The sequence below is a fragment of the Streptomyces sp. NPDC091279 genome, assembly GCF_044757465.1.
GTDB lineage: Bacteria > Actinomycetota > Actinomycetes > Streptomycetales > Streptomycetaceae > Streptomyces.
Genome location: NZ_JBIVVA010000011.1, coordinates 51,702 through 78,439 on the forward strand (window position 1 = coordinate 51,702; position 26,738 = coordinate 78,439).

The following is a 26,738-nucleotide window of genomic DNA, read 5'->3' on the forward strand; positions in this document are numbered from 1 at the left end:
CCTGCGATGCTCTGACCGGCGGGCCCCCTGGGCTCGCCGGAATGCCGTGAAGGCCTGAAATCAAGGGTTCTCGGGCTCCGGGACATCGTGGGACGGTCCGGACCGCGGACGGGTAAACGCCCAACGGGGTTCCCTCAGTGCCCTGTTGGACACCTGCTCTTTTCCGTCATGTTTCGCGACATGACCATGAAAGCTACACACAGGCACCACAATGTGACGCGACAGATGTGTCGACGACCGGCTTCTGAGGGGGACCCGGCGTCGCGCAAGGGGGTGCGTCCGCTCCACGGAGCCGTACTCACCCCTGCCCGGGGAGGGGACTTCACCGCATGAAGCGGACCATACGCACCACGGCGTTCACGGTGGGCGCGCTGATAGCCACGCTGGGCCTGCCGGCCGGCACGGCCCACGCCGACACCGACGCCAGAGTCGACCTGCGGGTCCTGGTGGTGAGCGACGGCGGCCCGTCGACCGACGCGATAGCCGCCGAACTCACCGCCGCAGGAACGCCGTTCACCGAGATCGACCTGACACAGGCCGGGCGGCAGGTGATCGACGCCGGGTTCCTCGCGGACACCGTCGGCGGCGTCCCGCGCGCCAAGTTCCAGGCGGTCGTGCTGCCCAACGACAACCCGTTCGCGGACGGTTCGCCCGAGATGGCGGCGCTCGCCGCGTACGAGCAGACCTACGAGATCCCCCAGGTCGACGCCTACACCTACGCCCGCCCGCAGGCCGGCCTCCAGGTCCCGACCAGCGGCGGCTACTCCGGCAGCATCGACGGCACCCAGGCCGCCGTCACCACCGCGGGCCGGGCCGGCGCCTTCGGCTACCTCGACGGCGCCGTCCCCTTCGAGGACAACGACCCGGCGGTGAACGAGAGTTACGCCTACCTCTCGCAGCCCGCGCCCGGCGCCGACTTCACCCCCCTGGTCGAGGCCACCATCCCCGGGACCGCGACGAAGGGCTCCCTGGTCGGCGAGTACCGGCACGACGGCCGCCGCGAACTGGTCGTCACCTTCGTCTACAACCAGTACCAGCAGCAGTTCCGGCTGCTCGCGCGCGGCATCGTCGAGTGGATGACCGGCGGCGTCCATCTCGGCGCCTCCCGCAACTACTTCGCCGTCCACGTGGACGACGTGCTCGCCGCCGACGACCGCTGGAACAGCCAGCTGAACTGCACGCCAGGCGACGTCGACTGCACCGACCCGAACGCCACCCCGGACCCGATCCGGATGACCCCCGCCGACGTGGACCACGCCGTCGCCTGGGAGCAGGACAAGAAGTTCACCTTCGACTTCGCGTACAACGCCGTCGGCAGCGTCGACCAGCGCGAGGAGAACAACGGCGTCGACCTCCTCGCCGACAGACTCATCGCGGACCGCGCCAAGTTCCGCTGGGTCAACCACACCTACACGCACTCCTTCCTCGGCTGCGTGCAGGACACCGCCGTCGTCCCGTGGAAGTGCGCGACCAACGCCGACGGCTCCACCCAGTGGATCAGCCGCAACGAGATCGCGGACGAGATCGCCACCAACCGCGTCTGGGGCCAGTTCGCCGGACTCCCGCAGGAGACCGACGAGTTGGTCACCGGCGAGCACTCCGGGATGCGCGTCCTGCCGCAACAGCCCGTCGACAACCCCAACCTCGCGCCCGCCCTCGCCGACACCGGCATCAAGTGGATCGGCTCCGACAACTCCCGCGAGCCCGACCAGCGCGCGGTCGGCCAGGCCACCACCGTGCCCCGCTACCCGATGAACGTCTTCTACAACGCGGGCAAGGCGGCCGAACAGGTCGACGAGTACAACTGGATCTACACCAGCCGCGCCCAGGGCGGCAGCGGCATCTGCGAGGAGAACCCGGCGACCACCAGCTGCCTCGCCGCACCGCTGGACACCGCCACCGGCTACGCCGACAAGATCGTCCCGCTGGAGACCCGGATCGCCCTCGGACACGTGCTGTCCAACGACCCGAAGCCGCACTTCATCCACCAGTCGAACCTGGCCGAGGAGCGCATCGCCTACCCGGTCCTCGACGGGGTACTGGGCGGCTACCAGGCGCTGTTCGCGGACGACACCCCCGTCGTCAACCTGCGGATGAAGGACATCGGCACCGAGCTGAAGCGCCGCGCCGACTGGAAGAGCGCCCTGAACGCCGGACAGGTCACCGCCTACCGCGTCGGCGACAAGGTCACCGTCTCGGCCCCCACCGGCGTCCAGGTGACGGCCACCCTGCCCACCGGCACCACCCAGGGCAGCGCCGCGTTCGGCACCGCCTACGCGGGCGCCGTCTCCGGCTGGACCCCCTCCACCGGGACCCCGCTCACCTTCACGGTGCCCGCCACCCCGCAGGCCACGACCCTGGCGCCGACCGACACCCACGCCACGGTCACCACGCCCGCCCCGCACACCCGGGTCCCCGCCGGCGTGCGCGCACAGGTCCCGGCCACCGCGGACCACTGAGCCCGGCTCCACACCAGGGATCGCGGCGCGCCCCGCACCCGGCACCGGTCAGGGCCGGTGCCGTCCGGCGCGCCACGATCCTCGGTCCCGGCCGCCCACCCGGCGGCCGGGACCGGCACCACCACCTCACACCTCGGCCGTGGAGCCCACCGATGTCCGTTCCTCGCGGCACGCACCGCCTCCGTGCGACGCGCGTCACCCTCCTCACCGAAGGCACCTACCCGCACAGTCACGGCGGTGTCAGCGTCTGGTGCGACCAACTCGTCCAGGGCATGCCCGACATCGACTTCGACGTGGTCGCCGTCACCGGCACCGGCCGCGAACCCGTCGTCTGGGAGCTACCCCCGCACGTCGAGAGCGTGAGGTCGGTCCCGATGTGGGGCGCGCCGCCCGAGGGGAGCGCTCCCAAGGGCCGCGCCCGCCGCCAACTCGCCGACGCCTACGAGCAGTTCCTCGCCGCGCTGCTCGACCCGAACGCCGAGGACGGGTTCGCCCCCGCCCTGTACGCGATGGCACGGGCCGCCGCCGACGGGACGTTGAGCCCCTTTCTCCGTGGCCACCAGGCGATCTCCGTGCTCGCCGGGCTGTGGAACCGCCCCGGCATCGCCGCCCGCGAGGCCGGACCCACCCTGCACGACGCCCTGACCGCCACCGCCCTCCTGGAACACGCCCTGCGCCCGCTCGCCACCCCGCCCCCCGAGACCGGCGTCGCCCACGCGGTCAGCGGCGGAGTCGCCGCGCTGCCCGGCCTCGCCGCACTCGAACGGCACGGCGTGCCCCTGCTGTTGACCGAACACGGCGTCTATCTCCGCGAGCGCTACCTCGGCTACCGCACCGCCCCCTACCGCTGGCCGGTCAAGGCCGTCGTCCTCGGGTTCTTCCGGCTGCTCGCCGCCGAGACCTACCGCAGGGCCGCCCTGATCACCCCCGGCAACCGCTACAACCGGCTGTGGGAGGAGGAGGGCGGCGCCGACCCGGAGGCCATCCGCACCGTCTACAACGGCGTCGACCCCGCCGCGTTCCCGGCCGCAGGACCCGAACCCGAGGCACCCACCCTCAGCTGGGCGGGCCGCGTCGACCCCATCAAGGACCTGGAGACCCTGATCCGGGCCTTCGCCCTGGTCCGCGACCAACTCCCGGACGCCCGCCTTCGGTTGTTCGGCGGCACCCCCCGAGGCGGCGAGGCCTACCGGGAGCGCTGCGAGGCGCTCGCCGCCGACCTCGGCCACGCCGACGCCGTCACCTTCGAGGGCCGCGTCGACGACATCAAGGACGCCTACGCGGCCGGCAACGTCGTGATGCTCTCCAGCATCAGCGAGGGCTTCCCGTTCACCCTGATCGAGGCCATGTCGTGCGGCCGGGCCACCGTCTCCACCGACGTGGGCGGCGTCCGCGAGGCCGTCGGCGACACCGGACTCGTCGTGCCGCCCCGCGACCCGGCGGCGATGGCGGCCGCAGCCCTCGAACTCCTCGGCGCCCCCGCCCGGCGCGCGGCGATGGGCGAGGCGGCCCGGCTGCGCGTCATCGAACAGTTCACGCTGCGCCAGACCATCGACACCTTCCGCACCATCTACCTCGAACTCCCTTACCGCGCACGGGAGAAGACGGCCATCTCGGCCCCCGCGCAGCAGCCCGCCGCGACCGTCACCGGGAGCCTCGCGATATGAGCGGACCGATATCCCTCGAACCCGGCGACGCCGAACAGGACACGCTGGCCCTGCGGTTGGCCGAACCCCGGCCGCCGCGCCGCCGCCCCCGCTGGGCCCTGGACGACGCCACCCTCGCCATCCGGCTGCCCCGCACCGGACCCGACGAGGAGGCCGTCAGCGAACTCGCCGCCGAACTCGCCGACCGCGTCGGCCCCGCCGTCCACCCCTACGAGGTCGCCGCCCTCCTGGAGGCCGAGGGACTGTCCGCCGCCCTGATCAAGGAACGCTACGGGCACCCCAACCTGTTCTCCCTCGCCGCCGCCCTCTACGAACGCGTCCCGCGCACCTTCCCGCAGCCCGCGCCGGTCCCCGACCCCTGGCGCCCGGACACCGTGCGCTGCCTGCTGCGCGGCCTGCTGTTCGCGCTGCCCGGCCTCGCCTACCTGCTCACGGCACCCCTGTGGAACGCCGGGGAGAACGCGCCCGCCCTGATCGTGGCCGGGCTCGCCTCCTGGGCGTGGGGGCAGGCCCTGGGCCACCGCGCCCACCTGCGGATGGCGACCGGACGGCACGAGGCGGGCCGCACCCTGCTCATCGGCGCCCCGGCGGGAGCGGTGCTGGCCACGACCGCCGCCGCCCTGTCCGTCGGCGGCGGCCCCGTCACCCTGGTCGCCGCCGCCCAGTCCGCCTACCTCGCCGCCGCCGGCGTCCTGCTGGTACTGGCCCGCGAACGGCTGCTGCTCGCCGCGCTCACCCCGCTCATCGCCGGCGCCGCCGTTCTGCCCTGGTGGGAGCCAGGACCCGTGCTGCGGGCCACGCTCCCGCTCCTCGCGCTGCTCGCCACCCTCGCCGTCACCGGCCATGTGCTGCGCGCGGCCCTCGCCGCCGAACCCGTCACCGGCGGCACCCGGCCACGCCCGCTGTGGTCCCTGCCCTACGGCCTGTTCGGCCTCGCGGCCGGCCTGCTGGTCCTGCTGGAGGGGCGGCGCGAGCCGTACGCGGTGATCGTGCTGACCCTCAGCATGGGACCGGCCGAGTGGCTGCTGTACCGCTACCGGGGACTGTCCGTCGCCGCGCTGCGCGCCACCGCCACCCCCGCCGCGTTCCTGCTGCGCTCGGCCGGCATCCTCGGCCTCTGCCTGCTCGGCTATCTGCTGCCGCTGCTGCCCGCCGCCTGGCTCACCGGCGCCGAACCCGCCGCGCTGCTGCTGCTCGCCGCCGCGCTGTGGACCGCGCTGCTGCTCCAGGCGTTCGGCGCGGCCTGGTCCTCGGCCGTCATCACCCTCACCGCCGCCGCCTGCGCCGGTACCGCCACCGTGCTCCACCTGCCGGGCAACGGCCTTGCCCTGGCGGCGAGTTGCGGCGCGGCCACGCTCTGTCTCGTGGCGTGCGCACTGGGGCTGCTCGGCCGCCCCGCCCCGCACGCCTGACCCCGACTCCTGCACCGCACGTCTCAACCCACTGGAAGGACACCGCAGTTGACCTCCGCACCGCTCGCCGCCGTCACCGGGGCCGAGGGCTTCATCGGCTCGCATCTCACCGAGACCCTGGTCGCCTCCGGGTACCGGGTCAGGGCCATGGCCCAGTACAACTCCTTCTCCTCCTACGGGTGGTTGGAGACCCTGCACCCCGATGTCCTGGACCAGGTCGAGATCGTCCTCGGTGACGTCCGCGACCCCGGCTCCGTACGCGGCCTGCTCCAAGACGCCGACGTCGCCTACCACTTGGCCGCCCTCATCGCGATCCCGTACTCGTACCAGGCCCCGCACAGCTACGTGGACACCAACGTCACCGGCACCCTCAACGTGCTGGAGGCCGTCCGCGCCCTCGGCACGCCCCGCCTGGTGCACACCTCCACCAGCGAGACCTACGGCACCGCGCAGACCGTGCCGATCACCGAGGACCACCCCATCAACACCCAGTCCCCGTACGCCGCTTCGAAGGCGGGCGGCGACCGGCTGGCCGACAGCTACCACGCCAGCTTCGACACCCCGGTGGTCACCCTGCGGCCGTTCAACACCTTCGGCCCGCGCCAGTCCATGCGCGCCGTCATCCCCACCGTGATCGGCCAGGTCGCGGCCGGGGAACGCACCATCACCCTCGGCGACCTGCGGCCCACCCGCGACTTCACCTTCGTCAAGGACACCGCGCGCGCCTTCCTCGCGGTCGGCACCGCGCCCGCCGAGCAGGTCGTCGGACGCACCTTCAACGCCGGTACCGGCGGCGAGATCTCGGTCGGCGACCTGGTCGCCCTGATCGGCAAGGTCATGGACACCGCCCTCGACGTCCGCGAGGACGAGGCCCGCATCCGGCCCGCGGGCTCGGAGGTGATGCGGCTGGTCGCCGACGCGAGCCGGCTCACCGCCGCCACCGGCTGGCAGCCGGGCCACAGCCTGGAGGAAGGCCTCGCGCACACCGTGGAGTTCTTCCGCGACCCGGCCAACCTCGCCCGCTACAAGACCGGCATCTACAACATCTGACCTGGTCCGGCACGTCCGCGCACGTACACGAAGGAGGAGCCCCATGAGCATCCCGATGCACGCAGTGATCCTGGCGGGTGGCAAGGGCGTCCGGCTGCGGCCCTACACCACCGCCCTGCCCAAGCCGCTCGTCCCCATCGGCGACCAGCACGCCATCCTGGAGATCGTGCTGCGCCAGCTCTCCGCCGCCGGTTTCACCAGCTGCACGCTGGCCATCGGCCACCTCGGCGAGATCATCCGCGCCTACGTCGGCGACGGCTCCCAGTGGGGCCTGGCCGTCGACTACGCCACCGAGGAGAACCCGCTCGGCACCATGGGCCCGCTGCTCAACCTGCGCCATCAACTCCCCGACACCTTCCTGGTGATGAACGGCGACGTCCTCACCGACCTCGACTACGCCGACGTCCTCAGATGCCACAGAGCCAGCGGCGCGCCCCTGACCATCGCCACCTACGCCCGCCAGGTCAACATCGACTTCGGGGTGCTGACCACCGACGACAGCAAGGTCGTCGCGTTCACCGAGAAGCCCAGCATCGACTACCGCGTCTCGATGGGCGTCTACGGACTCTCCCGTGCGACGCTGGACGAGTACACCGCCGGACTGCCGCTCGGCTTCGACGAGTTGGTCCTCGACCTGCTCAGGGCCGAAACGCCGCCGCACGCCTACGACTTCGACGGGTACTGGCTGGACATCGGCCGCCCGGACGACTACGACCGGGCCAACGCCGAGTTCACCACCCGCAAGTCCCTTCTCCTCAAGGGAGCTTGAGCTTCATCATGCGCATCCTCGTCCTGGGTTTCTCCGGCTACCTGGGCCGCCATGTCGCCGAGCACCTGCGCGCCCTGCCCGGCGCGCGGGTGCTCGGCGGCGGCCGGTCCGCCGACGCGGACCACGGCATCGACCTCGCCACCGTCCGCCCGGAACAGCTGGCGAAGACCCTGGCGTCCGCCGCGCCCGACACCGTCGTCAACTGTGCGGGCGCGACCGGCGGCGACCCCGTCACCCTCGCCGAGGTCAACGCCCGCGGCCCGGCCGTGCTGTGCGCCGCGCTGCGCGACGCGGCCCCCGGCGCCCGCCTGGTCCACCTGGGCTCCGCCGCCGAGTACGGCCCCGGCGTGCAGGGCACCCTGGTCACCGAGACGGCGCCGACCAGCCCGGTCGGCCCCTACGGCGCCACCAAACTCGCCGGCACGGCAGCCGTCACCGCGTCCGGTCTCGACGCGGTGACCCTGCGGGTCGGCAACCCGATCGGCCCCGGCGCCCCGGCCGGTTCGCTGCCCGGCCGGGTGACCGCGCTGCTGCGCGAGGCCGGTCAGGACCCGGCCGCGGTGCTGCGGCTCGGCGACCTCTCCGCCCACCGCGACTTCGTCGACGTCCGGGACGTGGCCCGCGCGGTGGCCCACGCCGTGCTGGCTCCCGGACCGCTGCCGCCGGTCCTGAACGTCGGCGGCGGCGCGGCCGCCCCGGTCCGCGAGGTCGTCCACGGACTGGCCCGGCACGCGGGCTTCCGCGGCCGCGTCGAGGAGACCGAGAGCGGCACGTCGGCCGGATCGGCCCGGTCCGCGCAGGTCTCCTGGCAGTGCTCCGACCTCACCGCCGCCGCCGAGGCCCTCGACTGGCGCCCGGTGCACCCCCTCGACGAGGCGCTGGCCACCCTCTGGGAAGGCGGCACCTCACCATGAGCCTGCTGATCCCGCTCTATGTCCACCCGGCCGAGGACCCGGGCGCCTGGCACCGGCTGATCTCCGCCGCCACCGACACCTACGGCGTCGTCCTCAACCCCGCGAACGGCCCCGGCGAGGGCCCCGACCCGGCGTTCACGGCGGCGGCCGGTGCGCTGCGGGCGGCGGGGGCGTCGCTGCTGGGCTATGTCGACACGGACTACGGGATGCGGGCCGCGGCCGACGTCGCCCAGGACATGCGCCGGCACCGGGAGTGGTACGGGGCCGACGGCTGCTTCCTCGACCGGGTGACGGCGACCCCGGCGGGGCTGCCCGCCTGCCGCAAGCTGGTCCGCGCCGTCCGCCGCGCGGGCGCCGGGACTGTCGTCCTCAACCCCGGTGTCCACCCGGCCCCCGGGTACGCGCGCCTCGCCGACCTCACCGTCACCTTCGAGGGCCACTGGTCGACGTACGTCTCCGCGTTCAGCCGCCCCGCGTGGACCGCGCGCCAGCCACCGGAGCGCCTGTGCCACCTCGTCTACGGCGTCCCCGAGGCGCTGGTCCCGCTCGCCGTGCGCACCGCCCACTCACGCGGCGCGGCCGTCTGCGGCCCCGTCACCGGTGAACCCCCCAACCCCTGGGCCGAGTTGACCCCGGCCCTGGCCGGCGACCCACGATGAGTGCGCTCAGAGGTGAGCCGACTCGTGCTCAGCGTTCGAGTTCCTTGTGCGCGGTCTCCGGCAGCCGCAGATAGACCAGCGACGACACCAGGCACAGGGCCGCCACGTACCAGGGGAAGAGACCGCCGTGGCCCCACTCCTCGAACTGCGTGCCCACATACGGCGCCGTCCCGCCGAACAGCGCCACCGTCACCGAGTACGGGAAGCCGATCCCGGCCGCCCGCACCCGGGGCGGGAACAGCTCCGCGTTCACGGCAGCGCTGATCGACGTGAACCCGGTCAGCAGCAGCATGCCCGCGCACTGCACCAGCAGCAGCACCGTGAACGAGTCCCGCAGCGCGTGCAGCAACGGCACGCTCAGCAGCGCCGAACCGAGCCCGAAGAACAGCAGCAGCGGACGGCGCCCGAACCGGTCCGAGAGCAGCCCGCCGAGCGGCTGGAGCAGCCCGAAGAAGGCCAGCGAGAGGGTGACCGCCAGCAGCGCGTCCGACGCGGAGACCCCGGCATGCACCTGCGCGTACGTCGTCAGGTACGACGTCCAGGTGTAGTAGGCGAGGGTGCCGCCCGCCGTGACCCCGCAGATCAGCAGCGAGGCGCGCGGGTGGTAGCGCAGGGCGTCCAGCAGCCCGGGACGCGGAGCCCGCCGCAGCTCCTCGCTCCGGGTCTCCCGCGCGCCCCGCCTGATCCAGAGCCCGACCAGGCTGAACACCGCGCCGAGCACGAACGGCACCCGCCAGCCCCAGCCGGTCATCCCGCCCTCGCCCAGGCCGCGCACCAGTAACACGGTGAGCCCGGACGCGAGGAGCTGCCCGACGGTCGCGGACACGTACTGGAAGCTGGCGAACAGACCGCGTCTGCCGGGCCGGGCCGACTCCACCAGGAACGTCGTCGACGCCGCGAACTCCCCGCCCAGGGACAGCCCTTGGAGCAGCCGCGCGGTCACCAGGACGACCGGCGCGAGGACTCCGGCGGCGGCGTAGGTCGGGGTGAGCGCGACCAGCAGACTGCTGGCGCCCATCAGCAGGATGGTGACGGTCAGCGCGGTGCGGCGGCCGTGCCGGTCCGCGACCGCGCCCATCACCAGCCCGCCGACCGGCCGCATGAAGAACCCGACGGCGAACACCGCGAACGTCGAGAGCAGCGGCACCAGCGAGTTGCCCGTGCTGCGGGGGAACACGGCGGCGGCGATATAGGTGGCGAGAAAGGTGTAGGCGTACCAGTCGTACCACTCCACGGCGTTGCCCACGGAGGCGGCGAGGAGCTGGCGTACCGGTCGTTTCGAGGTCGGCGGGGCCGAGCGCAGGTCAGTCATGATCACGAACTCCCCGGCGGACCCGGCCCGCACACCTGTTCACCGGACCCGGACATCCCGCGTACCGACGACTTTCACATCGTCGCCATCCGACCCTTCCCTGACGTTCGGTGCTCTTGGAACACTCGCTGCGCGTACCCCGACGTCATGAACCGGCCATCCGCCCCCAGGAGTGAGAGGCACACCCATGCCCGAAGTCAATCGGCGCCGCTTTCTCGGACTCGCGGGAGCGACGACGGCGTTCACGGCCCTGTCCACCAGCATCGAACGCGCCGCCGCGCTGCCCGCGAACCACCGCACAGGCTCGATCCAGGACGTCGAGCACATCGTCGTCCTGATGCAGGAGAACCGGTCCTTCGACCACTACTTCGGTTCGCTGCGCGGGGTCCGCGGCTTCGGTGACCCGCGCCCGGTGACCCGCCCCGACGGCACCTCGGTGTGGCACCAGCCGGACGGCGACAAGGAGATCCTGCCCTTCCACCCGGACGCCGACGACCTCGGTCTCGCCTTCCTCCAGGACCTCCCGCACGGCTGGAGCGACGGCCACGCCGCCTTCAACGACGGCAAGTACGACCGGTGGGTGCCGTCCAAGGGCTCGACGACGATGGCGTACCTGACGCGCGACGACATCCCGTTCCACTACGCGCTCGCCGACTCCTTCACGATCTGCGACGCCTACCACTGCTCGTTCATCGGCTCCACCGACCCGAACCGCTACTACATGTGGACGGGTCACACCGGCAACGACGGCAAGGGCGGCGGCCCGGTCCTCGGCAACGACGAGGCGGGCTACGGCTGGACGACCTACCCGGAGCGCCTGGAGGCGGCCGGGGTCTCCTGGAAGATCTACCAGGACGTCGGTGACGGTCTGGACGCGGCCGGCGGCTGGGGCTGGATCAAGGACGCCTACCGGGGCAACTACGGCGACAACTCCCTCCTCTACTTCAACCAGTACCGCGACGCCAAGCCCGGCGACCCCCTCTACGACAAGGCCCGCACCGGCACCGACGCGCGGCGGGGCGAGGGGTTCTTCGACCAGCTGAAGGCCGACGTCAAGGGCGGCACGCTCCCGCAGATCTCCTGGATATGCGCCCCCGAGGCCTTCACCGAGCACCCCAACTGGCCCGCGAACTACGGCGCCTGGTACGTCTCCCAGGTCCTGGACGTCCTCACCTCCGACCCCGAGGTGTGGGCGAAGACGGCCCTGTTCGTCACCTACGACGAGAACGACGGCTTCTTCGACCACGTGGTCCCGCCGTTCCCGCCGGGCTCGGCCGCCCAGGGCCTGTCGACGGTGGACACCGGACCCGACCTGTTCAAGGGCGACGCCACCAACGCGGCCGGTCCCTACGGGCTCGGTCAGCGGGTGCCGATGCTCGTCGTCTCGCCGTGGAGCAAGGGCGGCCACGTACTGTCCGAGACGCTCGACCACACCTCGATCATCCGGTTCATGGAACGTCGTTTCGGCGTCCACGAGCCCCATATCTCGCCCTGGCGGCGCGCGGTCTGCGGCGACCTCACGGCGGCCTTCGACTTCTCCCGCACGGACCCCAAGCCGGTCGCCCTGCCGTCGACGGACGGCTACCGCCCGCCGGACCAGGACCGCCACCCCGACTACCAGCCGACCCCGCCCGCACACGGCGCGCTTCCGGTGCAGGAGCGCGGCTCGCGGCCCACCCGGCCGCTCAAGTACGCCCCGTTCGTGGACGGTTGGGCCGACGCCGGGGCTGGGAGGTTCACGCTGGAGTTCGCGTCGGGACCGCAGGCGGGCGCCGCCTTCCTGGTCACCTCCGGCAACCGCGCGGACGGGCCCTGGAGTTACACCACCGAGGCGGGCAAGACGATCTCGGACACCTGGAACTCGGCCCTCTCCGACGGTATGTACGACCTGACCGTGCACGGCCCGAACGGCTTCCTGCGCTCCTTCAAGGGCGCGAACAAGACCGTCGGCCCCGAGGTCACCGCCCGCCACCACCGCGACGACATCGAGCTGACCTTCACCAACCAGGGCTCCGGCACGGCCCGTCTGACCCTCACCGGCGGCTACGGCCAGCGCCGCCGGACCATCACCGTCCGGCCGGGAACCACCGTCCGCCACACCGTCGACCTCGCCGCCGGCCGCCGCTGGTACGACCTCACCGTGACCTCCGCGACCGACGCCGCGTTCCGGCGCCGTTTCGCCGGACACGTCGAGAACGGCCACCCGGGCGTGAGCGACCCGGCCCTCCATACCCGCTGAAGCCCCCAACTGCCGTCACCTGAAGGACGGTTGACCGACGGGGACGCCACGCCGCTCGGGACGGAGGCAGCCGGACGGATGCGGGCGGCCGCCTGACCGGAGGCGGCCGGACACCGCCGTTGCGCCGGAAAGAACGGCCCAACGGCCGTTCGGCTACAGGGAGGTGAGATGTCCCGGCTGCTCCTGCTGGCGGGGCACCAGCGCCGGTTCCGCGGTGGCCGAGCCGGGCTCCAGGGCCAGCACGGCCGCCACCGGATGCTCGTCGTCCACCGGCGTCACCGGGAGCGCGGACGGGGTCGCGCGGGTCAGCAGCAGCACGCCCCAGGCCGCGAACCCCGCGCCCACCAGCGCCAGCAGCATCCCGGCGGCGCCGTCCCGCAGCCGTTCCCCGAGCAGGGTGAGGCCGATCACCGCGGCGGCCACCGGGTTGGCCAGCGTCACCACGGCGAGCGGTGCGCCGAGGCCGCCCCGGTAGGCGGTCTGCGACAGCAGCAGCCCACCGGTCGCGAACGCCGCCACCAGCAGCGCCACCCCGATCACCTGCCAGCTCAGCAGGGCGCCCGAGTGGTCCGTGGCGGCCACGGTCACCGTCTGGGTCAGCGCCGAGGCGACGCCGGAGGCCACCCCGGAACCGGTCGCGTGCCGCAGTCCCGGCCTGCCGCCGGGCCACGCCAGCATGCCGATCAGCGCCGCCGTCACGCCCGCGAGCGCCAGCGCCTCCGGCGTGCTCAGGACCTCGTCGGGGGCCGAACCGGACGCCGTCACCAGGATCGCGGTCAGCCCCGCCAGTGTGAACGCGGTGCCCCGCCACTCCACCGCACTGACCCGGCGCCCCGCGAGCCGCGCCCCCATCGGCACCGCCGCCACCAGCGTCAGCGCGCCCAGTGGCTGGACCACCGTCAGCGGACCGTACGTGAGCGCCACCACGTGCAGCAGCGCGGCGGACCCGTTGAGCAGCACCGACCCCCACCAGGCGGCCGAGCCGAACAGCCCGAGCAGCCCGGCACCGGCGTGCCGGGAGGCCAGCCGCTCCTGCGCGACCGCCGCTGCCGCGTACGCGACGGCGGAGAGCAGCGACAGGGCGACGGCGATCAGGGTGGCGGTGCTCATCGGACCGCTCCGACCAGGACACTCGGCCCGACGGGCGGCAACGCCCCGGCGTCGGGTTCGCTGCCCGCCGCGCTGTCCGCCGTGCTGTCCGCCGGGGTGGTCGTCGCCGTGCGGCGGGGCGCGCGGATCACCGCGAGGGCGATGCCGAGCAGCGCCGTCGCCGCGAGCGCGTCGAGCCAGTAGTGGTTCGCCGTGCCGACGATCACCAGGAGCGTCAGCAGCGGGTGCAGCAGCCACAGCCAGCGCAGCCGCGAGCGGGTCGCCACGATCAGGCCGATCGCCACCATCAGGGCCCACCCGAAGTGCAGCGAGGGCATCGCCGCGAACTGGTTGGAGAGGTGATCGGTCTGCGGCGGCCCGTACACCGAAGGGCCGTACACCTTCGCCGTGTCGATCAGACCGGTGGCCGCGAGCATCCGGGGCGGCGCCAGCGGGAACGTCAGATGCAGCACCAGGGCGGCCCCGGTGAGGGCGGCGAGCACCCGGCGGGCCCAGCGGTAGTGCGCGGGGCGGCGCAGATAGAGCCAGACCAGGAAGGCCACGGTGGCCGGGAAGTGGACGGTGGCGTAGTAGGTGTTGGCGAGCTGCGCCAGGCCGTCGCCGTGCAGCAGCAGGGACTGCACCGCGCCCTCGCCGGGCAGCCGCAGCGTCCGCTCCAGGTCCCACACCCGGTGCGCGTTGCGGAACGCCTCGCCGGTGTGCTCCGTCGCGAGCAGCCGGCCGAACTTGTAGACGAGGAAGAGCCCTGCGACGAGCAGGAGTTCACGGACGAGCGGGGGCCGCGCTATCGCGTCGGACCCCGCCTCTACAGGCTCGGTGCGGGCATTCATCCCCCGGCCCCTTCACTGACGGTGGTGCGTGTGCTGGTGGTGGTGCGGGTCGTACGGGTTGTCGGTGGTGCTGCGGGTGTTTCGCGTGCTGTGACGTGCCGTGATGTGCCGTGAGTCGGGTTGCGGGAGTCTCGGCCTCATCGATACCTCTTCGTTCCGATACGCCAGTGTACCGATACGAATGTGTTCCGATACGGCAGTGTACCGATACGATTCGGTACCGGTACACTGCCGTATCGATGGACTTACGACAGGCAGCACCGGCGGGCCCCCGGGCCCCGGCAGACCAGCGGGGAGAAGAGCGGATGACGTCGCAGGCCGCGGACGGACCGGACACGGTCGCCGCCTCGCGCCGCTCCAAGCTCACGCCCGAGCGTGAGCAGGAGTTCTTCGACGCCGTGCTCGAACAGGTCCGCGAATGCGGATACGACTCCGTCACCATGGAGCGCGTCGCGGCGAGCACGCGGTGCAGCAAGTCGACGCTCTACCGGCAGTGGAAGACGAAACCCCAGTTCGTGGCGGCGGCCCTGCGCTCGGCCCGCAAGGCGCGCTACACCGACATCGACACCGGCTCGCTCGCCGAGGACCTGCGCCTCGCGGCCCGGGCGGCGGGGGAGTGGTCCGGCAAGGACACCCGGCTCCTCCAGGCCCTCGGCCACGCTGTCACCCAGGACCCCGAACTCCAGCGGGCGCTGCGCGAGACGCTCGTCGACCCGGAGATCGCCGCGCTCAGGGAGATCCTGCGGCGCGGCGTGGAACGGGGCGAGGTGGCCGCCGACCACCCGGCCCTGGAGTACGTGCCGGCCCAGATGTTCGGTGTGCTGCGGGCCCGGCCGGTGCTGGAGGGCGAGTACGCCGACCCCGACTATCTGGTCCGTTTCCTGGAGGCCGCGGTGTTCCCCGCGCTGGGCCTCACCTAGACCCGGGTCGCCGTCCATGGGATGACTGGACGGTGGCCCGGCCGCGCCGCACCGTGGGGACGGGGGCGGCGCGCACCCCCCGGCCGGGTGGGGCTCCTCTTGAGCGGAGGGGCGCCCCACCCGGCCGACTGCGGTGGGGGGCCGGTCAGACGTGCTGGCCGTCGCCGCCGCCGCTGCCGGACGACACCTTGATGCCGGAGGTGATGTCGTCGATGACGGTCTGCTTCTCGCTGACGTCCACACCGAACCGGACGACGACCATCAGCTGCGGGTTGGCGGGCGAGGGGAAGGCCAGCGACTCCACATAGCCGTCGGAGCCCTTGCTCGTGACCGCCTTCCAGCGGACCAGGTACCCCTTCTGTCCGGCCACCGTCACGGCCTTCGACGCCAGCACGTCGTGCGAGGTGATCGCGCCGTAGGTCTTGCCGCCGTAGGACTGCTCGGCGTTGGCCTTGATGTCCGCCTTGGCGACCGCCTCGGCCGTCGTGCCCTCGGTGCCCAGCGCCAGCGCGGGTGCCGAGTAGGCGCCGCCCTTGGTGCAGGACTTGGAGGTGTCGCCGGGGCACTTGTACGAGGAGTTGGCGGTGACCTGCGCGCCCACCTGCATCTGCTGGCCGTACCAGTCGTCCGGGATCGGCAGGCTGATGCCGGACACGGAGTCGGTCACCGAGCCGCTCTCGATCTTCGGCGCCTCGGACTGGCCCGGGTCGGGCGACTGCCCGCCACCGCTGCCGCCGTCGCCCCCGGGCCCACCGCCACTGCCGCCGCCGTTCCCGCTGAACGGCCCGCCCTGGCCGCCCTCGGAACCGCCGGGTCCGCCGCCGGTCCCGCCCTGGCCGCCGGGGCCCTGGGAGGTGGCGCTGCCGCTGGAGCCGCCGTTGTCGGTGAGCGCGTACACGCCCACGCCGATGCAGGCCAGCACCACCACGGCCGCGCCCACCGCTATGCCGGTCCGCAAACCCCGACGCGCCGGGGCCGGGGGCGTGCCCGGATACGCCGGGTACCCGGCTGCGGGGTACCCCTCCGCCGGGTACGCCCCGGCGGTCGGCGCCTGCGCCGGGGGACCCCAGGTGGCGGCCGAACCCGCCGGCCGGGTCTGCTCCGTCCACGCCTTGCCGTCCCACCAGCGCTCGGCGGCGGGACCCTCACTTGTCTGCCCGGGGTCGGGATACCACCCGGGAGGAGTCTCCTGCGTCATGGCCCCACCGTATGAGGCAACAGTGAAAGCCCGATGAGAGCCCCCCACCTTCAGGACACGACCCCCGCCACACCCACGCCCTCCGGGGCGCGTGGGGCGGTCTGGGGCATGAGCAACGGCGGTGGCGGCGGCGTCCGGTTGCGGGGCGCGGTGAGACCGGCGGTGCGCGTGTGGCGAGTTGAGCCCTGGGTCAACGGTGGTTGCGGCGGCGTCCGGCTCCGATGCGCCGTCAGCCCGCTCGGCCCCGTGCGGCACAGGCGGGGCAACGATGGTCATCTCCCCCTCGCCTCCAAGGCGCCGCCACTCCGCTCGCACCCCCCTGCCCGCCCCGGAATCCGAAACCCCCGCCGCTCCAGGAACCGCCTCCCCCTCGCCTCCGCTTCCAGCGTGCCGCCGCTCCGTCCAGCCCCCGCGCGGCCCGCCCGCCGCAACGGCCCCCGCCCCCGGCGAACGGCTCAGCGGCGCCGTCACTCTCCTCGCGCCCCGCGCGCGTCGACCCTCAACTTCCGGCCACCACCAGCCTCTTCGGCCCCCGCGTCACCGCCCCCGGCAGCCGCAGACCGCCCCGCCCCGGCGTGATCGAACCCAGCACGCTCGCGTGCCGCGCCCCCGTACTCACGGGCGAGGTGCCCGGCAGACCGTGCGCCGTGAGGAACCCGAGCACGGCGAACGCGTACGCCTCCTTCGCGTCCGACGGCAGCCCCAACGCGTCGGAGGTCCGCACCGCGACCCCCGGCAGCGCCTGGGCCAGCATCCGCATGAGCACCGGGTTGCGGATGCCGCCGCCCGAGGCGATCACCTCGGTGGCCCGCACGCCGCGCACCGCGTCCGCGACCGTCACCGACGTCAGCCGGGTCAGCGTGGCCAGCACATCCTCGGCCCGCAGCGCCCCGAACCCGGCCAGCGCGGCCCGCAGATACCCGAGGTGGAACACCTCCTTGCCGGTCGTCTTCGGCGCCGGTGCCCGGTAGTACGGGTCCGCCAACAGCCGTTCCAGCAAAGGCTGTTGGACCTCGCCCCGAGCGGCCAGCGCCCCGTCGCGGTCATAGGCGAGGCGCCCGCCGCTGACGTCCCGGACCGCCGCGTCGGTCAGCGCGCACCCGGGGCCGGTGTCGAACGCGGTGCCGTCCGGGGCGGTGAGATTGGCGATGCCGCCGATGTTCAGGGCGACCGGGATGCCGGGTCGGCCGTGCAGCCACAGCAGGTCGACGAGGCTCACCAACGGGGCGCCCTGCCCGCCCGCCGCGACGTCCCGGGGGCGGAGATCGGCGACCACCGGGAGCCCCGTCGCCTCCGCGATCCACGCCGGTTGCCCGAGCTGGAGCGTGCCCCGCACCCGGTCGGCCTCCGTCCAGTGGAACACCGTCTGCCCGTGCGAGGCCACCAACTCCGCTCGCCCGGAACACAGTTCACGGTCAGCTCGTTCGGCCGCCGCCGCGAACGCCTGCCCGATCAGGGTGTCGAGCCGGCACACCTCGGCCAGCGTCACCGACCCCGGCGGCAGCACCGCCGCGAGCAACTCCCGCACCTCGTCGTCGTACGGCACACTCAGCGCACCGAGCGGCGTCAGCACGAGGCTGTCGTCGACCAGCGTCAGGTCGGCCGCCGCAGCGTCGACGGCGTCGTACGACGTCCCCGACATCAACCCGATCACCCGCATACCCTCAACCTGCCTTCACTCGGGGCCTGTTCGGCCGGTTACCCGGTGAGTCGGTCCTGCCGTTGCAGTGAGCCTCCGCCAACTTGAAATCACAGGTCAAAGGGCTGGCGTGACCGGTTCTCGGGGCGCTCGTGCTGGTCGTCGGCGGCAGTCTGCGGAGTAGATCGTTTGACGGAGCCGGACGGTTCGCGGATTCCTGCTCGCTTAGGCCAAGCGACCTTCTACCATCCGAGGCATGGCTCCCGAGCCGCTGAAACGGATCACTGCGCGGCGTGCGGAGCTGGACGAACGTGAGGAACTGCTCGCCAAGGAGTTGGCGGAGGTGCGGGCCGAGCGGGACGAGCTCGCCGTCGCGGAGCGGGTTCTTGAGCGGGTGAGCGAGCAGCTTGCCGACGAACGCGCCTCGGCCGCGCCGGCGCCTGGGCAGGTGGGCGGACGTGCGGTGATGCTGGTCCCGCACCGAACGCCGGACACGGAGGAGACCATGCTCCCGCCGGACTATCAGCGCATCCTTGCCGCCGTGCGGCAGGCTGCCGGGCCGGTCATGGCCCGGCAGGTCGGCGACGCCCTGGGAATCGACGTCAGTGTGCGGTCCAAGCTTGAGCCGCTGCGCGGGAAGCTGGTCAGACTCGTCGATCGCAGTTGGCTGCGCAAGCTGCCCGACGGCCGGTTCACCACCCGCCTGTGACCTGATCTGCCGCCTGGAGAAGGAGGCGGGCGTAACCGGGGTGTCCCCGGCGGCCGTTGGAATTGTGTGACGAAAACCAAAAAGCACGCCGAGGACACCTGCCCGCTTGCCTACCAGTGTCGCCTGCCGCTGTCCACGCGGACCGTCAACCACCTCGCCGATCTCCTGCGGCGTCACCTGAAAGTGATCCGGTCCCGGTGGCGGGTCCTGCCGCCCGGGAAGATCGCGGTGATCGTCCTGGCCGTGCTGCGTCACGACCAGCGCCTGGCCGACATGGCCGGCGGCAACGACGTGTCCGGGTCGACAGTCCGCCGCTGGCGCGACGAGCTGATAACCCTCCTCGCCGCGCAGGCCCCGCGCCTGGACCGCGCCCTGAAGAAGGTCGCCAGGCAGGGCGGGGAGGTGGTCCTGATCGACGGCACCCTCATCGCCACCCAGCGCCGCACCGGGAAGGCCGACCGGCGCAACTACTCTGGCAAACACCACCGGCATGGCCTGCACTTCCTCGCCCTGACCGATGAGCGGGGCCGGCTGATCTGGATATCCGCCGCCCGGCCCGGCCGCACCCACGACAACACCGCCGCCCGCCACGACCACGTCCTGGCCCACCTGCGCGCCGCGGGCCTCGGGGCCCTGGCGGACCTCGGCTTTCGCGGCCTGGACAACGACGTGCTCGACCCCGTGATTGTCACCGGCTTCCACGCCACCCGCGCCCACAAGCTCACCCCCGGCGAGAAGACTGCCAACCGCGGCCTCGCCAACGGGCGCGCACCGGTCGAGCACGGCTTTGCCCACCTCAAGAATTGGCGGATCCTCACCAAACTCCGCACCGACCCGGCCCGCGCCACCTGCCTCCTGCGCGCCCTGCTCGTCCTGACGAACCTCAAAGTCAACCGCTGAGGGATCCGCTCAGCACGCCGTCGCCCACGACGAATTGGAGTGTTCCGGTACCGGGCGTACCGGCCCATTGCCAGTGCCCCATTGAGTCGACCCCGTCCGGTCCCCTGGAACCGGTCTGCGTCAGGGCTGAATGGTTTCCAGGTCCTCGAGGAGGCTGGAGTGGGTCGGCTGCCACCCGAGGGCATCGCGGGTGTGGGCGCTGGACGCCGGCTGGTCCATGGCGAAGATCGGGCCGAACGGGCCGAAGTTCTCCTGCGGAACCTCCTCGACCGGCAGGCCCAGTCGCCGGCCGATGACCGTGGCGATGTCCCGCACCGCGTCGCCCTCGTCGCCGACGGCGTGCCAGGCCGTCCCCGCCGGTGCGGACTCAAGGGCCAGCCGGAACAGGACGGCTGCGTCGAGCGCGTGCACGGCCGGCCAGCGCTGGGTGCCGTCGCCCGGGTAGCCGGCCACCCCGGTGCGGCGCGCTTGATCAGTCAACAGGCCGGCGAATCCGCCCTGGCCCTCGTTGTGGACCGTGCGCGGCATCCGGACAGCCATGCTGCGCACACCGCGCGAGGCAAGGTCCAGCAGCGCATTGACCGAACGGCCCCGGCCACCCACCGGTCCGTCGGTCGGCAGCGGATCGGCCTCGGTGGAGGCGCGTCCCGGCACCCAGGGCGTCCCGGAGACCGTGACGATCGGGCGGTCGCTTCCGATGAGTTCCTGCCCCAGCGTGGCGAGAGCTGCGCCCTCCTCGGCGATGGCCTGCGCGAGAGCGTCCGGACTGCTGTAGTCGCGTCCGAACGCCAGACTGATCACGCCGTCGCACTGCCCTGCACCGGACCGCAGGACGTCGAGGTCCGCCAGGTCTCCTCGCAGCACCTTGGCACCAGCGCGCTCAAGGGCCCGCGCGGAGCCGTCCGAACGAGCCAGTGCGAGAACGGTGTGGCCGTTGCCGAGCAGTTCGGCGACGACGGCGGAGCCGATGGTGCCAGTACCGCCGGTGACGAAGACATGCATGAGCTCTCCCTGAAAGTGATGGGACACCTGTCCCATCACTGACCCTACACGGTGACGGGACAGATGTCCCATCACCTATCCTGGTCGCATGGCTAGATGGCAACCGGGGGCGACCCAGCGACTCGTCGTTGCGGCCGTCGACCTGTTCACCGAGCAGGGGTACGACGCCACCACGGTGGCGCAGATCGCCGAGCGCGCCGGCGTCACCAAGAGCACCTTCTTCCGGCACTTCTCCGACAAGCGCGAGCTACTGGTCGCCGGCCAGGAGACGCTCAGCAGGCTGCTCGCCGATGGCATTACCGAGGCCCCTGCAAGCGCCAGCCCGCTCCAGGCGGTAGCAGCCGGTCTCGAGCGCGCATCGAGCGCCATGGGACCGACGAACCGCGAACTCGGCCCCCGCCTCGAAGCAGCCGTGGCAGCCAGCACCGAACTACAAGAGCGCGACGCCCTCAAGAGCGTCGGCCTCGCGGCCGCCATGACAGCCGCGCTCATCGCCCGTGGCGTCCCCGACCCGACCGCGCACCTCGCGGGCGAGCTGGGAGTCCTCGCGTTCAAGCGGGGATACGCCCAGTGGTCTGAAAGCGATCGTGATGACACGGAAGGGCTCGCGCCACATGCACTGGCAGCCCTGGAAGACCTGCGTGCGGCAACTGCATCGCTGGGCTGATCCATGCCACTCGGCTGTCGGCGCCACGGGCACTGTGGCGCCCGTCGACTGCCTCCGAGACGCCCTGCTCTTCCTGGCAGACCTCCAAGCCAATCGCTGACAGATGACCTACTGCGCAGACAGTCACCCAGGACCAGCGTGAGCACCCCGAGAGCCGGTCACGCCAGCCCTCTGACCTGTGATTTCAAGTTGGCGGAGGCTCCGTGGCAGCGCGCACCCTCACCCTCCCCGCGTCCGGCACATGACGTCCTCCGCCGTGCATCCGTGCACGCCCCCGACCCGCCGCCCCGGGGCCGCTCATACCCCGCCCCGGTCGCCGCGCCTCCGCCCTCAACTCCCCCTCCTCCCCGGTGACTTGGCCAGAGCCAACGCGCTCACCGCGCAAGCTGCCGCCGCGTAGTACGCGGGGATGTCCGTGTTGCCCGTGCGGTGGATCGTTTCCGTGATGATGAGGCCCGCGCAGCCGGAGAAGACGGCGTTGGAGAGGGCGTAGGCGAGGCCGAGGCCGGTGTGGCGGACGGTGGTGGGGAAGAGTTCCGCCAGCATCGCCGGACCCGGGCCCGCCATCAGGCCCACCACCGCGCCCGCGCCGCACAGCGCCGCACCCTTGAGCGCCGTCGAAGTGCCGCTGTCCTGAAGGACGTTGAGGAGAGGAAGGGAGAGGGTCACGACCAGGAGCGCTCCCGTCAGCATGACCGGGCGGCGCCCGTAACGGTCGCTCAGGGCACCCGCCGGGACGATCGTCGCCGCGAACCCGAGGTTGGCCAGCACCGTCGCGGCGAGCGCCTGCCGGAAACTCGCGCCCAGGGTGCTCTGGAGAAACGTCGGCAGCACGACCAGGAACGTGTACCCGGCCGCCGACCACCCCATCACCCGCCCGGCACCGAGGGCGATCGCCCCGGCCACCGCGCGCCGCGACGGACGTTCCCCCGCCGCCTCCCGGCGGAAGACCGGCGTCTCGTCCAGCCGCAACCGCAGCCACAGCGCCGCCAGCCCCAGCGGCAACGTCAGCAGGAACGGCAACCGCCAGCCCCAGTCCCCGAGTTGGCGCTCGGTGAGCAGGGTGGCCAGGAGCGCGGCCACCCCCGCGCCGCCCAACAGGCCCAGAGCGACCGTGAACGACTGCCACGACCCGTACAGACCCCGGCGGCCGGGCGGCGCGAACTCCGTCATCACCGCCACCGCCCCGCCGAACTCCCCGCCCGCCGACAGCCCTTGGACGATCCGCAGGAACGTGAGCAGCCACGGCGCCAGCGCCCCCGCCGTCGCGTACGTCGGCAACGCGCCGATCAACGTCGTCGCCGCCGTCATCAGCACGATCACCAGGATCAGCACCGGACGCCGCCCGATCCGGTCCCCGAGCCGCCCGAACAGGGCCGCCCCGACCGGCCGGAAGAAGAACGCGAGCCCGAACGACGCGTACGTCCGCACCAGCGCCTCGGCCGCGCCGCCGCCCTCCGGCGTGAAGAAACGCTCCGCGATCACCGTCGCGAAATAGCCGTAGACGCCGAACTCGTACCACTCGACGAAGTTGCCCACCGAACCCGCCGCGAGCGCCCGTGACCCAGGGGAGCGCCCCGCGGAACGGCGTTGTCCGAAAATCACCGTCATGCCAGCGCCTCCTGACTGTCGGTCAGCCGCTGCCCGCCAGGTCGCGGGCAGGGGCGTCGACCGCTCTACACCGTCGTCACCCGTCCCGGCAACAGGTACCCCGACCGGCCTCCACTTCGGCATTCGGGCGGCTACGCTCAAGGTCTGTACGTCGAACGGGCGACTTGGGGAGGTAGCGGGATGACGGAGGCACGGCCCACGGAGGGCGCCTCGGCCGCCCTGTGGGAGCGCGAGGCGGAGGTCGCCACCGTCGTCCAGGCCATCGAGACACTGTGCGCCGACCGGTCGACACCCGGCCGGGTCCTGCTGATCCGCGGCGAGGCGGGCATCGGCAAGACGGCGCTGCTCGGCGAGGCCCTGCGCTGCGAAGCCGCCCTGGAGACCGGGCAGCGCGCGGTACGGCTGGCCGCGCAGGCCGTCACCTACCTCGAAGCCTCCCCGTGCCAGTACGAACACGCGGCGGCCCGCCTGGAGTACGGCATCGCCTCCCGCTCGATCGTCGAGATCAACCGGGGCCTGACCCTGGCCCGTTCCTGTGGCGCCGACGGCCTGGTCACGCGGGCCAGGGAGGTGCTGGAGAACGGTCACGGGCTGCGCTGAACCGGCGCCCGGTCACCGCGGGGCGCCGTCCTCCTCGGCCAGCACCCGCTGCGCCACCGCGAACGCCGAGTTCGCCGCCGGCACCCCGCAGTACACCGCCGTCTGCAACAGAACGGCGCCGATCTCGTCCGGCGTCAGCCCGTTGCCGCGCGCCGCCCGCACATGCATCGCCAACTCGGCCTCGTGGCCGTGCGCGACCAGCGCCGTCAGCGTGATCATGCTGCGCTCGCGGCGGGACAGCGTCGGGTCGGTCCAGATCTCGCCCCACGCGTAGCGCGCGATGAAGTCCTGGAAGCGCGCGGTGAACGGCGTCTGCCGGGCCTGCGCCCGGTCCACGTGCGCGTCCCCGAGCACCTCCCGCCGCACCGCCATGCCCCGCCCCACAGGCCCTCCGAGATGACCGCGCAGCGCGGCGACGACGGCCTCCGGGCACTGCGCGGGCGCCAGATGCGAGGCCCCCGCCAGCTCCGTCAGCGCGGCACCCGGGACGGCGTCCGCGATCTCCCGCAGATGTGCCGGCGGGGTCGCCGGGTCCTCGCGGCCCGCGATCAGCAGCGTCGGCGTCTGGATCTCGGCGAGCCGGTCCCGCAGGTCGAAGGCGGCGAGCGCGTCGCAGCAGGCGGCGTACCCGGCCGGGTCGGCCTCGGCATGGTCGCGCACCAGCTGCGGATCGCTGAACTCCCCGGCGAACCAACGGGCGTCGGCGCTCTCCACCAGCCACCCGAGCCCCTCCCGCCGGACCCGTGCGGCCCGCTCCCGCCACGCCGTCGCGCCGTTGAAGTGGGCCGAGGAACAGATCACGGCGAGGGAGTCGACGCGTGCGGGGTGGTGCACGGCGAGATGCAGGCCCACCGCGCCGCCGAGGGAGACGCCGGCGTACCCGAACCGTTCGATGCCGAGCGCGTCGGCGAGCGCGAGGACCAGTCCGGCCAGGTCGGCGACGGTGGCGCCGGGGCCGATCAGCTCCGCGCGGGAACCGCCGTGCCCGGGCAGGTCCCAGCGCACCACCCGGTGGGTGACGGACAGCTCGGGCGCCACCTTGTCCCACAGGGCGTACGAGGTGCCCAGCGAGGGCCCGAGCAGCAGCGGGGGCGCCGAAGTCGGGCCCTCCACACGGTGGTTGAGGAGTGTCTCGGTCAACGTCGCTCCAGGGCACGGTCGGTGAGCGGTCCGGCGGCGCCGGTGTAACGGGCGGGATCGATGGCGTCGGCGAGATCGACGTCGCGCACCTCGGGCTCCTCGGCGAGGAGTTCGGCGAGCGGGCGGCCCTCGGCGTGGGCGCGGGCGGCCAGTTCGGAGAGGAGGGCCTTGGCGCGGGCCCGCCCGAGGACGGGGGCCAGCACGGCGGAGAGCCGTTCCGAGACGATCAACCCATGGGTGAGGTCCAGGTGGTGGCGCATGACCTCGGCGTTCACCCGTAGCCCTTCGGTGAGTTCGGCCGCGTCCCGGGCGGCCCCGCCGACCAGCCGCAGCAGATCCCGCAGCGGCTCCCACTCGGCGTGCCAGGCACCGGCCGGCCGCTCGTCCTCGGCGACCAGCGCGCCGTACAGCACCGCCGCGAGCTGCGGCGCCCGCCGGGCCCCGGCCGCGATGAGCGTGGCCCGCACCGGGTTCGCCTTGTGCGGCATCGCCGACGAGCCGCCCCCGCTGCCCTCGGCGACCTCCCCGATCTCGGTGCGGGCCAGCGTGAGCACATCCGCCGCGATCTTCCCGAGCGCCCCGGCGGTGAAGGCCAGACACCCCGCGAGGTCGGCGACCGGCGTGCGCAGGGTGTGCCACGGCAACGCCGGTTCCCGCAGCCCGACCTCGCGGGCGAAGGCCGCCGTGAGCGCCAGCGGGTCGCCCGCGCCGTACGCCTCGAACGCGGCCAACGTGCCTGCGGCGCCGCCGAGTTGGGCGGGCAGCGCGTCCCGGACCCCGGCGACCCGGTCCCGCGCGTCGAGGACCAGCGACCGCCATCCGGCCGCCTTCAGCCCGAACGTCGTCGGCACCGCGTGCTGGGTGAGCGTCCGCCCCGGCAGCACGGTGGCCCGGTGCGCGAAGGACAGCCGGGCGAGGGCGCGCTCGGTCCGGGCGAGGTCGGCCAGGACGAGGTCCAGGGCGCGGGCGGCGACCAGCATCGTCGCCGTGTCCATGATGTCCTGACTGGTCGCGCCCCGGTGCACATACGACCCGTACTCCGCGCCGACCGCCGCCGTCACCTCCGCCACCAGCGGGATCACCGGATTGCCCCCGGCCCGCGCCCGCAGCCCGAGCGCGACCACGTCGAACCGCCCGGCGTCGGCCGCCCCGGTCACCGCCGTCGCGGCCCCGGCCGGAGCCAGCCCGAGCGCGGCCTGCGCCCGGGTGAGAGCGGCCTCCGCGTCGAGCAGCGCCTGAAGATAGGCGGTGTCACCGGTCGCGTCGGCGGTGGGCGAACCGGCCCACCCGGGGGCGAGCAGGCCGGTGTCGGACGAGGCAGCTGTCACTGGAACTCCAGGAAGACCGTTTCGCCTTCGCCCTGAAGGCGGATGTCGAAACGGTAGGTGCCGTCACGCCCTCCGGCCGCGATCAGCGTGTCGCGCCGCGCCTGCGGCAGCCGCGACAGCAGCGGATCGGCGGCGAGCGCGGCCGCGTCGTCCGGCAGATAGATCCGCGTGAACAGATGCACGAGCAGCCCCCGCGCGAAGACGCACGCGCTCACGTACGGCGCGCTGCGCCCGCGCGCCCCCGGCCGCAGCGTCCGCGCGTACCAGTGTCCGTTGGCGTCCGTCTGCACCCGGCCCCAGCCGGTGAACTCCACGCCGTTGCGCCCCAGATAGCCGCCGGTCGCCGGGTCGCGCCGGATCGAGCCGTCGACGTCCGGCACGTTCCCGTCCGGGTCCGCGCCCCACAGCTCCACGAACGCGTCCGGCAGCGGCGCGCCCGCCCCGTCGTACACGTACCCCTGGAGGGTGAGGGTGTCCGGGTGGCCGACGGGCGCGATGTCCCCGCCGCCGGGGAACGGCAGCGCGTACCCGTAGAACGGGCCCACGGTGTGCGACGGCGTCGGCAGCACCGTCTCCGGGCGGCTGGTGTCGATGTGTGTCATG

Annotated in this window: 22 protein-coding genes and 1 pseudogene; 13 read left to right on the forward strand and 10 right to left on the reverse strand. The window is 73.0% G+C overall.

Going from position 1 to position 26,738, the window contains the following annotated elements:
• Positions 1–329 precede the first annotated feature (329 nt).
• The 7 genes from ACIQOU_RS26560 to ACIQOU_RS26590 all read left to right on the forward strand — a co-directional run bounded on the left by ACIQOU_RS26560 (position 330) and on the right by ACIQOU_RS26590 (position 8,930).
• Positions 330–2,459, forward strand: coding sequence for a hypothetical protein (locus ACIQOU_RS26560; protein WP_401539810.1), 2,130 nt, complete (start codon positions 330–332; stop codon positions 2,457–2,459).
• A 152-nt stretch (positions 2,460–2,611) separates the two neighbouring features.
• The gene (pelF, locus tag ACIQOU_RS26565) at positions 2,612–4,126 is read left to right on the forward strand and encodes a GT4 family glycosyltransferase PelF (RefSeq protein WP_401539813.1); all 1,515 of its coding nucleotides are present in this window, start codon (positions 2,612–2,614) and stop codon (positions 4,124–4,126) included.
• Complete coding sequence (locus ACIQOU_RS26570; RefSeq protein ID WP_401539815.1) at positions 4,123–5,538, forward strand: hypothetical protein; 1,416 nt, start codon at positions 4,123–4,125, stop codon at positions 5,536–5,538. Before pelF ends, ACIQOU_RS26570 begins: the two co-directional genes overlap by 4 nt.
• A 48-nt stretch (positions 5,539–5,586) precedes the next feature.
• Positions 5,587–6,588 carry a GDP-mannose 4,6-dehydratase gene (locus ACIQOU_RS26575; RefSeq protein WP_401539818.1) on the forward strand — a complete coding sequence of 334 codons (1,002 nt, stop codon included), beginning with the start codon at positions 5,587–5,589 and terminating at the stop codon, positions 6,586–6,588.
• Between the two features lie 55 nt (positions 6,589–6,643).
• Positions 6,644–7,357, forward strand: coding sequence for an NDP-sugar synthase (locus tag ACIQOU_RS26580; protein ID WP_401540514.1), 714 nt, complete (start codon positions 6,644–6,646; stop codon positions 7,355–7,357).
• A gap of 8 nt (positions 7,358–7,365) precedes the next feature.
• Positions 7,366–8,271, forward strand: coding sequence for an NAD-dependent epimerase/dehydratase family protein (locus tag ACIQOU_RS26585; RefSeq protein ID WP_401539820.1), 906 nt, complete (start codon positions 7,366–7,368; stop codon positions 8,269–8,271).
• Positions 8,268–8,930 carry a spherulation-specific family 4 protein gene (locus tag ACIQOU_RS26590; RefSeq protein WP_401539823.1) on the forward strand — a complete coding sequence of 221 codons (663 nt, stop codon included), beginning with the start codon at positions 8,268–8,270 and terminating at the stop codon, positions 8,928–8,930. Before ACIQOU_RS26585 ends, ACIQOU_RS26590 begins: the two co-directional genes overlap by 4 nt.
• A 28-nt stretch (positions 8,931–8,958) precedes the next feature.
• Here ACIQOU_RS26590 and ACIQOU_RS26595 read toward each other — a convergent pair whose 3' ends face one another.
• The gene (locus ACIQOU_RS26595) at positions 8,959–10,242 is read right to left on the reverse strand and encodes an MFS transporter (RefSeq protein ID WP_401539826.1); all 1,284 of its coding nucleotides are present in this window, start codon (positions 10,240–10,242) and stop codon (positions 8,959–8,961) included.
• A 187-nt stretch (positions 10,243–10,429) separates the two neighbouring features.
• Between ACIQOU_RS26595 and ACIQOU_RS26600 the strand changes: the two genes are divergently transcribed.
• A complete protein-coding gene (locus ACIQOU_RS26600) occupies positions 10,430–12,481 on the forward strand; it encodes a phosphocholine-specific phospholipase C (RefSeq protein ID WP_401539828.1) in 2,052 nt (683 codons plus the stop codon).
• 153 nt (positions 12,482–12,634) lie between these two features.
• On the opposite strand, the gene ACIQOU_RS26605 is transcribed toward ACIQOU_RS26600, so the two are convergent.
• Positions 12,635–13,591: a hypothetical protein gene (locus ACIQOU_RS26605; protein WP_401539831.1), complete on the reverse strand. Its 957-nt coding sequence runs from the start codon at positions 13,589–13,591 to the stop codon at positions 12,635–12,637.
• Entirely contained in the window at positions 13,588–14,421 is an 834-nt protein-coding gene (locus ACIQOU_RS26610; protein WP_401539833.1) for a phosphatase PAP2 family protein, read from the reverse strand. Before ACIQOU_RS26610 ends, ACIQOU_RS26605 begins: the two co-directional genes overlap by 4 nt.
• Positions 14,422–14,726: 305 nt before the next feature.
• Here ACIQOU_RS26610 and ACIQOU_RS26615 point away from each other — a divergent pair, with 305 nt between their 5' ends.
• Positions 14,727–15,341 carry a TetR/AcrR family transcriptional regulator C-terminal ligand-binding domain-containing protein gene (locus ACIQOU_RS26615; RefSeq protein WP_401539836.1) on the forward strand — a complete coding sequence of 205 codons (615 nt, stop codon included), beginning with the start codon at positions 14,727–14,729 and terminating at the stop codon, positions 15,339–15,341.
• Between the two features lie 145 nt (positions 15,342–15,486).
• Here the strand turns inward: ACIQOU_RS26615 and ACIQOU_RS26620 are convergent, their stop codons facing one another.
• Both ACIQOU_RS26620 and ACIQOU_RS26625 read right to left on the reverse strand, forming a co-directional pair.
• Positions 15,487–16,539, reverse strand: coding sequence for a DUF2510 domain-containing protein (locus ACIQOU_RS26620; protein WP_401539839.1), 1,053 nt, complete (start codon positions 16,537–16,539; stop codon positions 15,487–15,489).
• A gap of 499 nt (positions 16,540–17,038) precedes the next feature.
• Entirely contained in the window at positions 17,039–18,199 is a 1,161-nt protein-coding gene (locus ACIQOU_RS26625) for an anhydro-N-acetylmuramic acid kinase (RefSeq protein ID WP_401539841.1), read from the reverse strand.
• A gap of 235 nt (positions 18,200–18,434) precedes the next feature.
• Between ACIQOU_RS26625 and ACIQOU_RS26630 the strand changes: the two genes are divergently transcribed.
• Both ACIQOU_RS26630 and ACIQOU_RS26635 read left to right on the forward strand, forming a co-directional pair.
• Positions 18,435–18,887, forward strand: a complete 453-nt coding sequence (locus ACIQOU_RS26630) for a hypothetical protein (RefSeq protein ID WP_401539843.1) — start codon at positions 18,435–18,437, stop codon at positions 18,885–18,887.
• 66 nt (positions 18,888–18,953) lie between these two features.
• The gene (locus ACIQOU_RS26635; RefSeq protein ID WP_401539845.1) at positions 18,954–19,787 is read left to right on the forward strand and encodes a transposase family protein; all 834 of its coding nucleotides are present in this window, start codon (positions 18,954–18,956) and stop codon (positions 19,785–19,787) included.
• Positions 19,788–19,907: 120 nt separating this feature from the next.
• Here the strand turns inward: ACIQOU_RS26635 and ACIQOU_RS26640 are convergent, their stop codons facing one another.
• On the reverse strand, positions 19,908–20,789 hold the full coding sequence (locus ACIQOU_RS26640) for an SDR family oxidoreductase (RefSeq protein ID WP_365622226.1): 882 nt from the start codon (positions 20,787–20,789) through the stop codon (positions 19,908–19,910).
• An 88-nt stretch (positions 20,790–20,877) separates the two neighbouring features.
• Between ACIQOU_RS26640 and ACIQOU_RS26645 the strand changes: the two genes are divergently transcribed.
• Positions 20,878–21,456: a TetR/AcrR family transcriptional regulator gene (locus tag ACIQOU_RS26645; protein ID WP_401539848.1), complete on the forward strand. Its 579-nt coding sequence runs from the start codon at positions 20,878–20,880 to the stop codon at positions 21,454–21,456.
• A gap of 330 nt (positions 21,457–21,786) precedes the next feature.
• Here ACIQOU_RS26645 and ACIQOU_RS26650 read toward each other — a convergent pair whose 3' ends face one another.
• The gene (locus tag ACIQOU_RS26650) at positions 21,787–23,067 is read right to left on the reverse strand and encodes an MFS transporter (protein WP_401539850.1); all 1,281 of its coding nucleotides are present in this window, start codon (positions 23,065–23,067) and stop codon (positions 21,787–21,789) included.
• A gap of 345 nt (positions 23,068–23,412) precedes the next feature.
• On the opposite strand from ACIQOU_RS26650, the pseudogene ACIQOU_RS26655 reads away from it, so the two are divergent.
• Positions 23,413–23,667 (forward strand): annotated as a pseudogene (locus ACIQOU_RS26655) (hypothetical protein); the annotation flags it as partial.
• 12 nt (positions 23,668–23,679) lie between these two features.
• On the opposite strand, the gene pcaD reads toward ACIQOU_RS26655, so the two are convergent.
• From pcaD to pcaG, 3 genes are read right to left on the reverse strand one after another with little or no spacing between them, the layout of a single operon-like run.
• The gene (gene pcaD, locus ACIQOU_RS26660) at positions 23,680–24,807 is read right to left on the reverse strand and encodes a 3-oxoadipate enol-lactonase (protein ID WP_401539852.1); all 1,128 of its coding nucleotides are present in this window, start codon (positions 24,805–24,807) and stop codon (positions 23,680–23,682) included.
• Entirely contained in the window at positions 24,804–26,135 is a 1,332-nt protein-coding gene (gene pcaB, locus ACIQOU_RS26665; RefSeq protein WP_401539855.1) for a 3-carboxy-cis,cis-muconate cycloisomerase, read from the reverse strand. The genes pcaD and pcaB overlap by 4 nt, the downstream gene beginning before the upstream one ends.
• On the reverse strand, positions 26,132–26,737 hold the full coding sequence (pcaG, locus tag ACIQOU_RS26670) for a protocatechuate 3,4-dioxygenase subunit alpha (protein WP_401539858.1): 606 nt from the start codon (positions 26,735–26,737) through the stop codon (positions 26,132–26,134). Before pcaG ends, pcaB begins: the two co-directional genes overlap by 4 nt.
• Between the last annotated feature and the right edge of the window lies 1 nt (position 26,738).

Coding starts and splice junctions, on each gene's coding strand:
- ACIQOU_RS26600 (WP_401539828.1), top strand. CDS start 10,430: ATGCCCGAAGTCAATCGGCGCCGCTTTCTCGGACTCGCGGGAGCGACG.
- pcaG (WP_401539858.1), bottom strand. CDS start 26,737: ATGACACACATCGACACCAGCCGCCCGGAGACGGTGCTGCCGACGCCG.
- ACIQOU_RS26625 (WP_401539841.1), bottom strand. CDS start 18,199: ATGCGGGTGATCGGGTTGATGTCGGGGACGTCGTACGACGCCGTCGAC.
- ACIQOU_RS26615 (WP_401539836.1), top strand. CDS start 14,727: ATGACGTCGCAGGCCGCGGACGGACCGGACACGGTCGCCGCCTCGCGC.
- pelF (WP_401539813.1), top strand. CDS start 2,612: ATGTCCGTTCCTCGCGGCACGCACCGCCTCCGTGCGACGCGCGTCACC.
- ACIQOU_RS26585 (WP_401539820.1), top strand. CDS start 7,366: ATGCGCATCCTCGTCCTGGGTTTCTCCGGCTACCTGGGCCGCCATGTC.
- ACIQOU_RS26590 (WP_401539823.1), top strand. CDS start 8,268: ATGAGCCTGCTGATCCCGCTCTATGTCCACCCGGCCGAGGACCCGGGC.
- ACIQOU_RS26630 (WP_401539843.1), top strand. CDS start 18,435: ATGGCTCCCGAGCCGCTGAAACGGATCACTGCGCGGCGTGCGGAGCTG.
- ACIQOU_RS26580 (WP_401540514.1), top strand. CDS start 6,644: ATGCACGCAGTGATCCTGGCGGGTGGCAAGGGCGTCCGGCTGCGGCCC.
- ACIQOU_RS26610 (WP_401539833.1), bottom strand. CDS start 14,421: ATGAATGCCCGCACCGAGCCTGTAGAGGCGGGGTCCGACGCGATAGCG.
- ACIQOU_RS26620 (WP_401539839.1), bottom strand. CDS start 16,539: ATGACGCAGGAGACTCCTCCCGGGTGGTATCCCGACCCCGGGCAGACA.
- ACIQOU_RS26650 (WP_401539850.1), bottom strand. CDS start 23,067: ATGACGGTGATTTTCGGACAACGCCGTTCCGCGGGGCGCTCCCCTGGG.
- ACIQOU_RS26640 (WP_365622226.1), bottom strand. CDS start 20,789: ATGCATGTCTTCGTCACCGGCGGTACTGGCACCATCGGCTCCGCCGTC.
- ACIQOU_RS26595 (WP_401539826.1), bottom strand. CDS start 10,242: ATGACTGACCTGCGCTCGGCCCCGCCGACCTCGAAACGACCGGTACGC.
- ACIQOU_RS26560 (WP_401539810.1), top strand. CDS start 330: ATGAAGCGGACCATACGCACCACGGCGTTCACGGTGGGCGCGCTGATA.
- ACIQOU_RS26605 (WP_401539831.1), bottom strand. CDS start 13,591: ATGAGCACCGCCACCCTGATCGCCGTCGCCCTGTCGCTGCTCTCCGCC.
- ACIQOU_RS26645 (WP_401539848.1), top strand. CDS start 20,878: ATGGCTAGATGGCAACCGGGGGCGACCCAGCGACTCGTCGTTGCGGCC.
- ACIQOU_RS26570 (WP_401539815.1), top strand. CDS start 4,123: ATGAGCGGACCGATATCCCTCGAACCCGGCGACGCCGAACAGGACACG.